This window comes from Prosthecobacter sp., assembly GCF_044226605.1.
Classification (GTDB): domain Bacteria; phylum Verrucomicrobiota; class Verrucomicrobiia; order Verrucomicrobiales; family Verrucomicrobiaceae; genus Prosthecobacter.
The window spans coordinates 40,978-55,466 of record NZ_JBGAGS010000021.1 but is presented as its reverse complement, the minus strand read 5'-3'; the positions used below and the strand labels follow the sequence as shown (position 1 = coordinate 55,466).

Annotated in this window: 12 protein-coding genes; 1 reads left to right on the top strand and 11 read right to left on the bottom strand. The window is 59.1% G+C overall.

The annotated features are described in order from the left end of the window. Nucleotides 1–39: 39 nt before the first annotated feature. Genes ACILSO_RS25045 through ACILSO_RS25005 form a run of 9 tightly spaced genes read right to left on the bottom strand, consistent with a single transcriptional unit; the run spans nucleotide 40 to nucleotide 8,710 of the window. Nucleotides 40–588, bottom strand: a complete 549-nt coding sequence (locus ACILSO_RS25045; protein ID WP_395740217.1) for a prepilin-type N-terminal cleavage/methylation domain-containing protein — start codon at nucleotides 586–588, stop codon at nucleotides 40–42. After that, nucleotides 585–2,207, bottom strand: coding sequence for a hypothetical protein (locus ACILSO_RS25040; RefSeq protein ID WP_395740216.1), 1,623 nt, complete (start codon nucleotides 2,205–2,207; stop codon nucleotides 585–587). Before ACILSO_RS25040 ends, ACILSO_RS25045 begins: the two co-directional genes overlap by 4 nt. Nucleotides 2,208–2,216: 9 nt before the next feature. Beyond that, the gene (locus tag ACILSO_RS25035; RefSeq protein WP_395740215.1) at nucleotides 2,217–3,203 is read right to left on the bottom strand and encodes a hypothetical protein; all 987 of its coding nucleotides are present in this window, start codon (nucleotides 3,201–3,203) and stop codon (nucleotides 2,217–2,219) included. Further along, nucleotides 3,200–4,081 (bottom strand): hypothetical protein, encoded by an 882-nt coding sequence (locus ACILSO_RS25030; protein WP_395740214.1) that lies wholly within the window; start codon nucleotides 4,079–4,081, stop codon nucleotides 3,200–3,202. Before ACILSO_RS25030 ends, ACILSO_RS25035 begins: the two co-directional genes overlap by 4 nt. 3 nt (nucleotides 4,082–4,084) lie before the next feature. After that, nucleotides 4,085–4,696, bottom strand: coding sequence for a hypothetical protein (locus tag ACILSO_RS25025; RefSeq protein ID WP_395740213.1), 612 nt, complete (start codon nucleotides 4,694–4,696; stop codon nucleotides 4,085–4,087). A gap of 18 nt (nucleotides 4,697–4,714) precedes the next feature. Then, nucleotides 4,715–5,269, bottom strand: a complete 555-nt coding sequence (locus ACILSO_RS25020; protein ID WP_395740212.1) for a hypothetical protein — start codon at nucleotides 5,267–5,269, stop codon at nucleotides 4,715–4,717. A 14-nt stretch (nucleotides 5,270–5,283) separates the two neighbouring features. Continuing rightward, complete coding sequence (locus tag ACILSO_RS25015) at nucleotides 5,284–6,153, bottom strand: hypothetical protein (protein WP_395740211.1); 870 nt, start codon at nucleotides 6,151–6,153, stop codon at nucleotides 5,284–5,286. Continuing rightward, entirely contained in the window at nucleotides 6,140–7,204 is a 1,065-nt protein-coding gene (locus tag ACILSO_RS25010; protein ID WP_395740210.1) for a type IV pilus twitching motility protein PilT, read from the bottom strand. The genes ACILSO_RS25015 and ACILSO_RS25010 overlap by 14 nt, the downstream gene beginning before the upstream one ends. A 6-nt stretch (nucleotides 7,205–7,210) precedes the next feature. Continuing rightward, complete coding sequence (locus tag ACILSO_RS25005; RefSeq protein ID WP_395740209.1) at nucleotides 7,211–8,710, bottom strand: choice-of-anchor K domain-containing protein; 1,500 nt, start codon at nucleotides 8,708–8,710, stop codon at nucleotides 7,211–7,213. Nucleotides 8,711–9,022: 312 nt separating this feature from the next. Here ACILSO_RS25005 and ACILSO_RS25000 point away from each other — a divergent pair, with 312 nt between their 5' ends. Next, nucleotides 9,023–11,008, top strand: a complete 1,986-nt coding sequence (locus tag ACILSO_RS25000) for a type II secretion system protein GspD (RefSeq protein WP_395740208.1) — start codon at nucleotides 9,023–9,025, stop codon at nucleotides 11,006–11,008. On the opposite strand, the gene ACILSO_RS24995 is transcribed toward ACILSO_RS25000, so the two are convergent. Beyond that, entirely contained in the window at nucleotides 11,009–11,983 is a 975-nt protein-coding gene (locus ACILSO_RS24995) for a ThuA domain-containing protein (RefSeq protein WP_395740207.1), read from the bottom strand. It lies immediately after the preceding gene. 78 nt (nucleotides 11,984–12,061) lie between these two features. Beyond that, nucleotides 12,062–14,482, bottom strand: a complete 2,421-nt coding sequence (locus ACILSO_RS24990; protein ID WP_395740206.1) for a DUF1549 domain-containing protein — start codon at nucleotides 14,480–14,482, stop codon at nucleotides 12,062–12,064. Nucleotides 14,483–14,489: the final 7 nt, after the last annotated feature.

Sequence of the window (14,489 nt, the reverse complement as noted above, 5' to 3'; positions counted from 1 at the left end):
GCCGGAGGTTGAGCGGGTTCAACTGGGGTGCAGCGGAAGTCATGGCGGAGGTGTGCGCAGGTCCGTGACCAGGTGCGGGCGGTAGGCGGTGATGGTAAAAGAAGCTCCGGCGGATTTGACCGTGGGATTTTGGGAGCTGTTGACGACTGCGGTGCAAAGCGCGGTCTCCATCACGACGCCATTGACGGTGGTCAGGCCGCTCTCCACCAGAACGGGGTTTGTGTAGATGGCCTGCTGAAGCAGGGCGTTTTGCGTCAACGATGGCATGAGCGCGGTGATCTGCACCGTGGACAGTCCGAGCTGCCACAGCCGCACCGTGTTCTCCTGGTAATTGCGGGTGATGCTGACCCGGCTGGCCATTTCCTCCTGCAACATCAAGGTGGCGGAAAGGCTGACCATGGCGGTGGTGCCGATGGAGATGATGGATGCTGCTGCGAGGACTTCGATCAGCGTGTAGCCGCGCGCTCTGCGGAGTGCTGGAGATGGCTTGCGATGGCTTGCAGTTTTTTGCGATGGTTTGCCAAGCCACTGCAAACAATGGCCAACCTTTGCAAACCACGGGAAAGTCTGAAGCCTGGTGTTCTTCACGGCGGTGCGACGGGTAAGAAGTAAGACTCCAGCCACGCATCGCGCGGGAGGAAGGTGGCGAATGCCGGGCCGCTGTTGGTGGCTGCCGGGACGGCGGGATCACTGTCGCTTGTAAAAAGCAGGCGGCTTGGATTGGTGCCGCCGGCGGCGCGTCGCTTCACGGTCCAATTGGTCATGACGCCGCCAATCCAGCGCACGCTTTGCGTCAGCGTGGAAGGCATGTTGAACATGAGGGTCTGGTATTCGTTCACCAGCACGCACCGCCAGCGAAACTCCGTGCCGCTGATGGGATTGTTAACCCATGAGAGCTCGATGGGGCGGCCGTTGTCGTCCTGAAACGCAAGAACGTGCCGTCGGTTGTTTTCACGCTCAAATCGAATATCGCGCACCCACCTTCCTTTAGAGCCATTTGGCATGATGGTGATGATGACCGGCTTCAAAGAAGCGGCATTGTCAAACGCGGTGGCGTTGCTCTGGCCGACAAAGATGATTTGATCAACAACTCCATAGATGCGCATGTTTTTGAGGTAGGCGCTGTCCATCTTGATAAAGAGCACCTTCAGCTTGGTGTCATAACCGGACGGCCAGCCGGGAGGTGTGTAAGTCGGTGTCGCCTGTTCGGCGATCCAGTAGGCTTCCGTGGCGGAATTGAAAACCTTCTCCACATCAATCGTGATGGTGGGGGTGCGGCCGGCAGCCGCTTCGCGGTCCTGGAAGTGCCAGAGGGAGTTGTCCGGGTTGTTGTTGTTGCGCACCACGTTGAGGTAGCCGAGGAAATTGCTGCTGCCGCTGCTGTCGACCGGACCCGTGGTGCTCGGAACCACGGACATGTTGGATGGAAGCAGCGCCTTGCCATTCAAGTCCGTGCCGTAAACAGGGTAGGGGATGGAGGGCGGCTCAACCGTCGAATGCGACTGGATGTAAAGCGATTTGGTCAGGAAGGGGAGTTGCAGCGGGCTGGGAGTGCTGCGGACAAACAGCGAGGGCGGATCATGAAGAACCGTCCGCCCCTGAACTGTCCAGTTGGCGTTGTGACCGGCGCTGCCAGCGCCCGTGCTGGCGTAAACGTCCAGCTCCGTGGAGACTCCATCCGGCTTGCGATAAATGCAGAAGACGTCCCCGTTAAGGACCGGGGGCATGGTTTTGAGAAACTGCCATGAGTTGTAGTCGTCGATGTTTCCGGCAACATTCACGGAGGGACGTGTCAGCTTTTCCACGCTCAAATAAGTGGCGCCTGGACGCAGACCCGTGTGGTTGTAGGGAAACACCGTGGTCATCCCTCCAGCTGTGTTGGCCGAGGTGTACACGTTGAGGTTGTTCCAGCCGGTGCCGCTGTTGAAGCTGCCAATGTCGCTGCCAAGGGTGGTGTTTTGACCAGCAGCCAGGGAATTGTTGACGTCAAAGGCCCTGCTGGTGACGTACTGCCAGCCGAGAAGGCGTGAGCTTTCCACTCCGATGTGGCGTTTGCAGACGTCCTCAAGATAGCTGACCTGCGAGGCCCGGGTGCTCATGAGACTCACCCAGGCAGACATGAAAATGCCACACACCACCATGAGCATGAGCGCGGCCGCCATGAGGGCGCCGCGGTTGCTGCGATGATGGATAAGCTTTGTGCGCATGACGAGTTTTTAGAGCGCCGGGAAAATTGGCACGGTGAACATGAAGGCTGTGCGTCCGCCCATTTGGTTGTAAGCCTGACGCGGATCGGTGGATGCCAGGGTGTTTGCCACCGGACCCAGATTGCGCGCCGCAGGGTCCGGCCACCAAATGAAATAGAACGGCCGCTCGTACGCCCGCTTGAAGCGGTCAATGGTGGTGGGCGACTCCCGCAGTGCCAGGCGTGTGGCACGCTCAAAAGTGACGAACAGCGGGGTGAAGCCGTCCGTGGTGGACCACTGCGTCGAGTTTGTCGGATTCGGAATGGACGGCGGATAAAACACATCGTAACCGCCCATGTATGAAAGCGTGGAGGGTGTCAGCGAAGACGTGGAGTCAGCATACCTTTTGACGGAGGCATAGATGCCATTGGGCTCATTGGTGGCCGTGAAGCGAATGACATCAATGTCATAGATGGCGTTCACTTTGAGGTAGCCCGCATACTTGCTGTAGCCGAGGACAAAGATGCTGGCATTCATGGGCACGGAGGTGCCGTCATTGAGCGGATTGCGGTAGTCCCGGTAGAGTGAACTCGGCACGCTGGCGCGTGCGATGACGTGCGCGCGGAATTTCTGTGGAGTGTCGAGCTCACCATCCTGGGTGGAGTTGTAAGGAATCACAGATGGCCTCCAGGTGTTCATGCCGTCCCGTGGAAGGCAATAGACCGAGGTAGCGCTGAGCGTGTCCGTCAGAAACTGTTCACGCAGTTCCTCGGCGAGGGACAAAGCTCCGTATTGCGGAGCCATGGGCACATTGACGGAGTCGCCGATGAGGCTGTAAAAATTCTGCATGCGGGCCACTCCGAGCGGCACGCTGACCATCGAAGAAACGCTCGGCTGACTGCGCACGAGCGTGCCGTAGGAAACAACCGCCCCTCCCAGGATGACGGCAGAAAGCGCGAGCACCAGCAGGAGTTCCACGGAGGTGAAGCCTCCTGGCTGATGGACGCGGTGGTTCATTTAGGGCTGGGCGTTGGATTGCCAAACAGCATGCGCACCATGGATTCCACGGCGGGTGAAGGTGGAGTGGCGGCCGGCGGATTTTCAGCCGGTTTGGCGGGGGGAGGGGGGGCTTTCGCCTGCATCGGCTGGGGCGTTGCGGGTTCAGCCACGGCGGGTTCCTCAGGCTTCACCATACGAGGGGGAGAAAATGGAGCAGGATCATCCGCGACGAGCTGCGCGCGCGGTGGCGGCGCTGCTGTATCGGCGGCCGCAGCCGCAGGCGCTGGGGCAGCGGGTGGCGGACTCGTGGCAATGTCACGCAGTGGCAGATCCATTTTGGCATTGGTGCCTCCTCCCTTGACGTTTTTGGCATCTTCTCCGGTCTGGCCGAGCATCTGATAACGCACCTGAGGCGAAATGTTGATGGGAATGAGCATGAGCTTCGGTGGGAGGCCCGTGAAGCGTTTCTCCTGCCAGGCGAGCTCGATGCACTGCGGGGTGATGTTTTTCACCTTCAGCTCCACCAACTGTTCCGGTAGCACTGGGGGCACCACACCGCCGGTCTCGAGAATGATGTCTCCCAGCAGTACTCTCATGCGCCCGTCCGACATGCGCTTGATGCCCACCACTGGCAGTTTGAGCAATTTGTCGCGTACGCGGTTTTCTTCCGTGTCTCCCGGAGCCTGCCTGATCAGTGCATCGTTGACGGATTCAAAAGGGTTGTGCTCCTCCGGCTTCACATTCTCCGGGGTTTTCTCCTCCGGCAGCACGAGCTGGTACTGCACGCGCTTGTCTCCATCCTCGCCGCCAGCCGGTGCATCTTGGGCATGGCTGGAGGCTGCCATGATCAAGAACGTCAGGGCTGGCAGCAGCAGCAGTCGGTGGTAAGGTTTCATGGGCTAGGAATTCTTGTTGGGCTTCGCCGCGCTGCTTGCTTTGGGAGCCGGTTTCTTTTTGTCTGCATCCACCGAGGCGAGATCGAAGATCGGTGTTTCAAAAGACACATCCATTTTTAACTGGGAGCCGGTGCTTCCACCGGTGATCTGCACCACTTTCATGCGGGCGGTCGGAAGTCTGCGCTCAATGTCTCCCAGCCAGTTCAGGACCTTGGCAAATTCCTCTTCAATGGTGAGCGTTGTGACGATGGATTTAGGAATGATTTTGTTGCCTGCGGCCTGCTTGGGTTCGGTTTTGCGTGAACGCACCAGATTGATGCCTCGTTCGCGCAGGCTGAGTTCGATCGTTTGCTCAGCTTCCTGCTGGGTTTGCACATGGTCGATCGCCGGCAGCCAGGAGCGAAGAAACCGCCGGATGTCATCGGTTTCCGTTTTGAAAACAGCAGTTTCGATTTCGGCGGTGGAGCGCTCGTTTTCCGCGGTGACGGCCGCAGTCTCGGCATCTTCCGCCTCGGTCCGGGTGGTGGTCACCTTCTTGTGAATCATTTGGGCGGTATAGGTCATCGCACCAATGATCAGGAGCAGGATGACGCAGGCGATTTGCTTGGGATTCATGGCAGGAGGGAGGGGAAATCAGTCCGCCTGGCGGACGAGGGTGGAATGATATTCGACGACGTCGCCAGTCTTCGTCTGCTGCGGCGAATACGAACGGTAGAGCAGCTGTCCGAGAGCAGACTCGATGGCGGCAAGTTCCGTGGAAACTTTGGAGCCGTTGAGATGAATGGTCAGGGCAATGTTGGAAGGTACCTGTTCATTGCGCTCCAATGACACCTGGGTGATGCGCGTGTCCGTCTGCACCGCCCGGGCGATCTTGACGGCGATTGGCTGGATGTTTCGCGCGCCTTCCATCCACTCGGCCACTTTTTCAGCCTTTGTGGCTTCAGCTTCCAGATCGGCCTTTTCTTTCCGGAACGCCTCCGTGGATGCTTCGCTGATTTTTTGCCGTTCTTCGGCGTCCGTCTTTTGTTTGAGCGCCTTCTTGTAGTTGAAGTAATCCATCGTCATCACATAGGCGCTGCCAATCAACGCCACGTAAAATATGACCGGGATGGCGCGGAAGCTGGAGGGCAGGCGACGCGAGGTGTCCGTGCGCGGTGTCTTGAAGTCGTGACAAAGGTATTCGTTCATAATGTGCGGGCGGATCAATGTTCTCCGATGATGGTCCAGAGCAGGTCATCCTGGGTAAGATCGGCTGCGCCGACCTTCTCCAGGTGCAGCATCAGCTCGGTGCGGAATTTGTTGTCGTGGCCGTCTCCCACGAAATAGACCGGGCTTCCCTGCGGGATTTTGGCGAGCAGCGGGCTGATGATCTGCAGGGCGGTCTCCACCGCCTCCGGGCCGAGGCCGCTGCGGCAGCGGATATCACGCCACTGGCCTTCCTGCTGAACCAGGACCGCAAGTGAACCTTCGCATGCGGCGATAAGCACGAAGTCCGAGGGAGTCCCGCCGGAGCTTGCGCGGTAGATGCTCAGGATCGCATGCTCCAGCATGGCGAATAGGCCGCAGCACACACGTCCCGGCTTCAGATTGACGGTCTTCAGAACGTCTTCGGTGACCTTGACCAGGGACTCCTCCACGGCCAGGAGCAGGCTGGCGGTGGTTTCCGGATGATGGCAGATGGCGTAGCGCTTGCCGCGGTCGTATTTCGGACCCAGCACCGCGCGCGGATTGGTGCGCAGAAGGCTCACGCAGTTGTCGCCACGCATCAGATTGTTTTCGAGGCTGATGATGAAGCGGTGGTTCACCGAGACTGAGCACCAGCCGCCTTCCACCATGCCGCGCCATTCTTCGGCGCGCTGCGGGGCTGCGTCGGCAAGCTCGCCTTCTTGAAAACCACCCTCCTCAAACCTTCCGCGTTTGTTGATGGAACGCCAGCTGACGGCGCCGCGGCTGACGTTGAGAAGAAGAGATTTGCGCGCTTCATAGCGTTTTCCCCACGGCACTGCAGAGTCGTCGGGATCGGCTTTGAAAGCGGCAAAGCTCAGGACAGATTTGATTTCATCCAACAGCATAAATGGAGGTCAGTTGTTCTTTTGAAAGGAAGTCATACACCTCATGTTCGGTGTAGCCGGTTTTGCGTGCGGTGGAGGGCTTCCAGCCGTCTGCCATGCGCATGTTCAGGCAGCGCTCAAAGCTCACCATTCCGCGTGTGAAGCCCGCCTCGAGCTCCTGGTCCAGGTTCTTGAACTCCCCGCGGCGGATCATGCCGCATACCGAGTCGTAGGGCAGCAGCAGTTCGTGGATGGGGAAGCGTTTGCCGCGGTTTTCATCAAACAGCAGCCGCTGGCAGAGAATGCCGCGAATGGAGTCCGCGAACGAAAGCATGGCGTTTTCCATGCGATCGCTTGGAATGAGCTTGAGGTAGCGCTGCACGGTCTGCGCAGCGGAGGAGGTGTGCAGCGTGGCTACAACGACGTGACCGGTTTCCGCCGCCTGCAGGGCGATTTCCGCCGTTTCGCCGTCTCGAATTTCCCCCACCAGAATCACATCGGGCGCCTGACGAAGAGCTGCGCGGAGAGATTTGTTGAAGTCCAGTTCATCCGTGCCGATCTCACGCTGTGAGACGAGGGAGGGAATGCCCGAGGGATAGACGAATTCGATCGGGTCTTCGAAGGTGAGCACATGCTCCTGACGGCGCTTGGCCCGTTCAAGAATCATGGAGGCGATGGTGGTGGACTTACCGGAGCCGGTGGCGCCGCACACGAGAAACAGACCGTTTTTTGCCTCCAGGAATGCTTTGATGGCGGGAGGGGGAACCATCAGCTTGCTGATGTCAGGGATGCTTTCCGGCAGCAGACGCAGCACCCAGCGTGGACGCCCGCGCGTGACCATGCGGTTGACGCGGTAGCGCCTGGGACCCAGCTGCAGAGCGTAGTCCACGCACCCTGGCGTGAACTCCAGCGGGCGTTCCGGCTGGTAGATAAACGAGTCATAGAACAGCTTTCCGTTGCGCTTGTAGGTCAGCGCCTCCCATGGCGTGACGTAGAAGTCACTCACACCTGAATCCTTCGAAAGGTGAAGCATCCGGTAACCAAGCTGACTGCGTTCGTGAATGTCTTCCATGGTGTGCTAATAGTTGCTGGTGAATCTTGCCCGCAGTTCCACGTTTGCGTTTGCGCCCTCAAACACGAGGAGGTTGTTCCCCTGGACGACGCTGGAGCTTGGGTCGAGGGAGACCCATTGCAGTTCCAGGCGGTACTGGACCCCGTCGATGTTGACCGTGAAATCCGTGGTAGGATTGAGAAGCTGAACGATGTCCGCGCTGGCAAGGCGGTCGCTAGTGTTGGTGGTGCTGACGAGGCCAAGGTCAACGTGGGTGGTCACGTTGACCGTTGGCTGCGTCAGATTCAGATTGACCGAGAGCGTCACACCCGAAGCCTCGCTGTTGTAGAATGTGGTGCCGTTCAGAATCTGCATCGCGCCAAAATCGAACCAGGTGTTGGGAGCGATGTTTCCAAACGCCGCCGGAGTGAAGCTGAGCGAGTTTTCCACGCCGGCGTCGAGATACTCCCCGTTGCCGAGATCCAGCTTGGTGTTGCCTGATTTAAAGGTGGAGGTCGTCCCGCTGTTCTGGATGCTGGTGACCAGGTTGGCCCCACCGATCGCATTGCCCCAGGCGCCTTGCTCGGTTCCGCTAAAACCGCTGGTCAGCCGGTAATAGGTCTGTGTGTTGGTTCTGCTCGTCGCATACTCGGCTGGGCGTGTTGTCTCATTGCGGACTTGGAGAGTCATCGCCGGCGTCACCGGAATGCTGGCACCGGAATAAACCTGCCACGCGCCACCATTGACGCTATACATCAGGGCGGAGACATTGTCTGGCGCGCCTCCCGTGCTCAGCGTTAAGGAACTCGGGAAGCTGTTGAATGCGAAAGTGCCTCCCAGAGGGCTGATCAGAGGCATCGGCAGGAGCGCAAGTGTCGGCTGTGAAGGAGCGCCGCTGCCGCCGCCATCTCCACCTCCACTGCCTCCGCTGGAATCGGAAGGCGGGCTGGGGGATGCCGTGGTTGTCTCGTCAGGATTAAAACCAGTGGCCGGATTGGGAGAGGAGAACGGCTGTGGATCTAAATAATCGGCTGCAGAGTTCGACACCGAGGTGCCCCAAACCCAGCCCGAGCTGGAAGAATTGAAGGCGTAGGCGGACTTGCCTCGTGTTTCCGTGCCGAAGTCTGCAGCCGCGAGACTGTCGTCCAGATAAAACTCTGACACCGCGTTTCCCGTGGCATTATTCACGACAAATCGTTGCTTGGTTCGGTCCCAGTTTGCCCGGGGATTGTTGGAGTTGTCCGGCTGAGAAGTCATCCTGGCGCGCAGGCGCACATCCAGCAGCCGGCCTGAAACATCTCCCGCGTGCTGCTGCCATTCAGACTGTGGACGCGTGCGCTTCATTTTATCCAGAACTGCCTGCGGAGATGTCAGGCCGGCGAGACTGCCCCCATCCGAAAGATAAAGAGCCACCATCTGGTTCAGCGTCGCGACGTCCGATTGGAGCTTGGCCGTCCGAGCCGAATCGGAATCATCCGTCAATAGAGAGGCACCCACCCCCACAAGGATTCCGATGAGGGAGATCATGATGATCAGTTCGAGCAACGTGAACCCGGGGGAGCAGACAAATCTGCTCGACCGTGGGCTCAGATCGATGGCTCTAGTGGTTATCATTAATGCACAACTAAATAGTTAAAAGGACCTAAATTCAAGGAAAAGGTATGAAAAATATGAAAAACATGGATAAAAGGTTCGAATGCGTGAATATTTAGTCGAAAATGTAAAATCAATAGGGATCATTGATAAATGTCATTTGATTTGTATTTCCATTTCAAGTATAATTTCCATAATATGCGTCCTTTTATCGCACATTTCCAGTTCAAATTCTTACTTTGCCTCGTGCTGACGCTCCTGGCGGCTTCTCCTGCCCGCGCCCAGTTTAACCAGAGCACGATGCATCAACTCTCCCCGGAATATGAGGCGGAGGCGGGCCGGCTGAGGTCTGCCGCTCCTCAGCAGTATGACTTCTCCAAAGCGATGTTGAGTGATGTGCTGCGATTTCTGGCCACAGATGCGGGCATTTCCTTTTTCTCCCTGCCGGATGGAAGCGAAGAAGGCAGCCGCCTGATTACCTTCTCCATCAGGGCCAGCCCGTTCCAAGTTTTGGAAACCTTGTGCAAGGCCAATGGCCTGGCCATCATTCCTGACAACGGGATCTGGTACATCCGTCCGGCAGACGACCGTGAACTGATTGGCAAATCCTATGAGATCCGAAACAACGCGGTCGAACTTGTGGAACGTGTGACTTCGGGCAGTGGATCCGCTTCGAGGTCCGGCGGCAGCAGCAGCAGCGGCGGCGGGGTCAGTGGTGCGGCGGTTGGCATGGATCTTCAAGGCACGAGCCAGACCTTCTCGGTGAAACGCAGTGAGATCATCAACGACATCCGGGTGCTGCTGGGGCTTCCGCCGGAAGAGTTTGATGGCGGGCAGACATCAGGGGGCATACCCGGCATGAGTGGCGCAGGTACAGACGAAAATGCGGCACGCGCCATGAACTCCAACGAACTGAGCTCCGTTCGAAAGCCCAAAGTGATCTGGAAGTCAGATTCCAATACGCTTTACATTGTGGCCACCCGTCTCCAGCACCTTTGGGTTGAAGGCTACATTGCCGCTGCGGACAAGCCCCAGACCCTCATCGCCATCGAGGTTAAGTTCATCGAAACCTCGCGGGATCCTTCCCGTGAATTTGGCATCGACTGGACGGGTACTCTCGAAACGGGCAATTTCCGCCAGGTCAAGGATCTGACGACCACGACGGATGCCGCCACAGGGCAGGACAAAGTCACCGTCAACTACACCAACACACCCACCACGGGTGGTTACCGAACGGATCTCGCCAATTTGCTGACCGGTGCGGACCTCAACAACGTCGGGGCCTCGCTCGGGTTTCCCGCCATGAGCGTTCTCAGCGCACAGGACGTAAACGTGAAACTGCGGGCCATGATGCGCGACCAGGAGACCAACACCACATCGTATCCCCGCATGGTCACGCTGAGCAACCGCGAGGTGGCCATCCGCGCGGTGGTGAACCAGCCGGTGCTGGATGCCAGCTCGACGGCGAGTTCGGGCTCCGTCGGCGCCACCACCACCACGAAGGTCGCCTATCTGCCGATTGGCACAGTTCTGAACATTCTTCCCAAGCGCATGCAGGCGGAAAAGGTGCTGCTCAATGTGGCGGTCACCGTTTCCAGCATTATCGGCACGCAGGTGATTTCGGGCAATCCCTATCCGGTGGCCTCGTCTCGCGTTTACAGCGCACCGGTGGAAATTGATTCCGGATTCACCGTCGCCGTTGGCGGTCTGGATGAGGCCACGGAAAAAGAAGCCGAAGCGGGCGTGCCCTTCCTCAGCAAGATTCCAGGACTCAAGTGGCTCTTTGATTACAAGAGCCGCAGCAAGAACCACAAGAGCCTCATGCTCTTCATCACCCCGACGATCATCGATGCGCGCAACGGTGGCCTGCCCGCAGAGCCGCAGTCAGTTGTGCCACTCAAGCCACACCTCGCTGGCAAGCCTCGAGTCGACAGCACGACCGGCGCCCTCGTCGGAGGCAGTGCCGCCCTGCCCAAAACCGTGGAGTATTTCACCCGTGAAGCCGAAATCCTTGGCAACACCATCAAGGAGAGCCGCATCACTCCTGAAGTGAGGCAGAAGCTCAAAGAGCTCAAAATCGCCGTTCAACGCGTGGACGAACAGTGCGACAACATGAAGCTCTCAGAGCCGGCCAAGTTTGTGATCATCGATCAGCAGCAGCAGTTGCTGCGAAACATCCTCAAACGCCTGGAGTCTTTCGGCAGCATCCTTTTCCGGAAGGAACACCTGTGATCAGCGCTGCACCACGCGTTGAAACACGCGGGGAGTGTCCATGCCGGCATTCTTGGGCTTTGGCGCTCCTTTCGGGTCCAGATTCTGCGTCAGTTCCTCAGGAGTGACGCTGGATTCCACACCTTTCTCAGGCACTTCGACTTTGGCCACCCACAGCAGGGCGTTGAGCACGGCCTTGCGCACATTGTCGTTGCCCCAGTTGGCATGAAAATGGCCGCCAGTGAAGCCGAAGCCGCGACCGCCATCGGCGCGCTCGATGCTCCACATCATGGTCTCAGGGCTGCCCTTTTCAGCCTGAATGTGCGCGTAGGGGCCCTTGGGAGCCACGTACGGACCATCGCGTGTCGCATCGCTCGGAGGCGCCACCAGGATGGGGACAAACTTGGCGGCGCCATCCTCCGCAGAGGCAACGCCGTGACCAAAGGCCGGACGGAAGCGCATGTGGATGTACCATTCATCCTTGGTGGTGAAGGGCTGCACGCCGCTGGTGATGGCATGCTTGGGCAGCGTGGTATAACTGGCGTCCCAGATCGGATTGCAGGAGTACGCGTTTTCGTAGTACCCGCCGATCCACTCCTGAAATTCTTTGCCAGCCTGGCCTGCCACCACTTCCACGCCGTAGTGCATGCAGCCAAAGCCCACGCCTTTGGCGGTCAGTTTGCGCAGCGTGTCCAGATGTCCGTCCACCACAGCGGGGTGCCTGCCACCGCCGTCTGCGTAAATGACCACTGCGTCCGCATCATCAAAGGTCTTCTCATCGGTCACCCAGCCCATCTCGTGGCGGTCCACCACCAGGTTTGGCACTCCCTTGAGGCATTTCTCCAGCAGCATGGTGCCGGCGCGGAACTCATGCATGCCCGGCGGGTGTGAAGGCTTGCCTGCGATGAGGACGAGCTTCTTCTTGCCATCTGGCGTGACGGCCTGCAGGGAAACAGCGGTGGCGGCGAGGAGGGCGAGCAGGAGAACGGGCTTCATAAGAGTTGGAGTGGCCCGCATCATTCCCGGCCTCCGTCTCAAATCAAGAGCCGAAGCCGTCGATCATGGACCCCTGCACTACCGCACCACCTGAAACTCGGGCAGCATGCACACCGCCCACAGCAGGTCTTCCAGAGACTGCTGTGTGGGTTTTTCTCCGATCAGCCCCTGCGCCGTGGCGAGTTCGTTCGCAGAGGGGACGCGGCAGAGGGCGCGCTGATACAGACTCGTGATCAAAGCCGCAGGGGATGAGTTGCTGACGGCCAGCAGCTTTTGCGCCCCCTTGGCGATCGCCCCTGCGAGGACGCCGCCATTGGCGAGGTCGATGGCCTCCAGAGTGGTGAGGTCATTCGGACGAGCTGTGACGATCTGATCCCGGTTCGGGCGGCCCAGAGTGCGCATGAGGAAATCGGACTTCATGAGCGAGGCGCGGATCATGTGGTCGGAAGCAGAGGCTCCCTGAGCCAGGAGTGTGGGGGCCTGGCTCTGGATGGCCTGCTGCCAGGCTCCGAGGGCTTTCACCACCGTGACGGGCTGCCAGTCTTTCGGATCGAAAGCGGCGATGCGACCTTCCTTGGCTGGCGGAGCTTTGGCGGACCACTCCCAGGTGGCGTCGCTGCTGATGAGTTTTTCCTTCCCCGCAGCGTCGCGCACCCGGGCATCAAGGAAAAAGCCGGCGGCGTTGGGGCCCTTGCCCGCATTGGTGGCGATCACCAGGATGGAGTTCGGGCCTTTGCGCAGTGCGGTTTGCAGCGGCACGGCGGCCAGTTTCGTCCAGTCATCACCGGCGCTGACCTTGCGATTGTTCACGAAAAGGGTGTAGCCGTTGTCACAGGTGACGACGGCGCTGGCGCTTGCCGGGTCGGATTCCAGTTTGATGGTCGTGCGCAGGGTGATCGTTTCGCCCGAGGGCGGAGTGCTTCCCGGTTTGGCACTGCTGCCCCAGATCCACTGGCCCTGGATTTTGATCTGCTTCGCGAGTTCTGGATCGACCTTTCCACGCAGCACGCCGGCGTCCATTTTTGCCGGTGCGGCACCCGTGATCTGCCAGATGGCGTCCACAAACTGCTCCGCGGTGAGTCGCTTCGTCCGTGGGCCGGCGTAAGTGTAGCCGTGGTCATCAATGCCCTTGGTCATCACCTGCGCGTGAGATTGATAAGCCTGCGAGGTGGCGATGAGCGAGAGCGTCCGCTTCAAATCATAGCGATGTTCCGCAAAATCCACTGCGAGGTAGTCGAGGAGATCAGCATTCCAAGGTTCCGTCTGCATGGCATCCACCGGGTGCACGATGCCGCGCCCCATGAGGCGCTGCCAGAGGCGGTTCACGATGGTGCGTGTGACACGCCCGTTTTTCGGATGCGTCATCAACGCTGCCAGTTGTTTGAGGCGCTCTGCCGGCGCCGCCTTCGGATCCACCTGGCCGATCTCCGGAAACAGCCACGAAGGTACCGCCTGCTGGCCAATGGGTTTGTCACAGCGGTTGATCTCCAGCGGACGTGCGGAATAAATGGCGGCGAGTCCATAAGCTTCGCTCAGTTTCCAGCGGTCGATGAAGCTGTCGTGGCAGGAGGCACACTTCATGTTGATGCCGAGAAAGCTTTGTGAAACGCTTTGCGCGAACTGGATTTCCACCGTCTGCCCGGCGCTGACGTCGCCCCGCCACTTGATGCCGTCGATGAACCCGCGGCTCTCGTCATTCGGCGGCGAGATGAGTTCACGGACGAACTGGTCGAAAGGCATGTTCGTCATCAGCGCATGATACAGCCAGTTGCTGATCTGCTTGCGGCCGCCGGTGATGAAGCCGGTGCCGCCATAGTCATTGCGCAGCAGGTCGTTCCAAAAGGTGAGCCAGTGCTCCGTGTAGTCCATGTCGCGTTTCAGAAGCGCATCGATCCATCGTGTGCGCTTGTCCGCGGAGGTGTCTTTGGTAAAAGCCTCCAACTCCTGGGGCGCGGGCAGCAGGCCGACGAGGTCCAGACTGGCGCGGCGCGCGAAGGTCGCATCGTCGACCGCAGCCGGTCGGGCGACTTTTTGCTGCACCAGATAGTGATCCAGAATGCGGTCGACCGGGTTGTTCCTTCCGTCCACCGCCGCCGGCAGCTGGGGAGTGCGTGGCAGGAGGGGCGGCTCGTAGGCAGGCTTTTTGAAGGCGAAGCCCTCCTCCCACTCCAGCCCCTCATCGATCCATTGCTTGAGCAGCGCGACCTGTTCCGCGGGCACTCGCTTGCCTTTTGGCGGCATTTGTTCGTCCGGATCGGAGGAAAGGAGGGCTTTGATCAGAGCGCTTTCGGCGCTTTTTCCTCTCACCACCACTGCGCCATTCTCACCACCCTCCATCAGGGCGGTTCGATCATTGAATGAGAAGCCGCCCTTTTTCTTTTCCCCTGCATGACATTCCGCGCAGTGCTCGCGCAGAATCGGCACGATCTGATGGGAGAAATCGACAGCGGCGGCGGCAGCGAGGCTGGTGGAGAGCAGGAGAAGAATCGGGAGACGCATTCAAAGA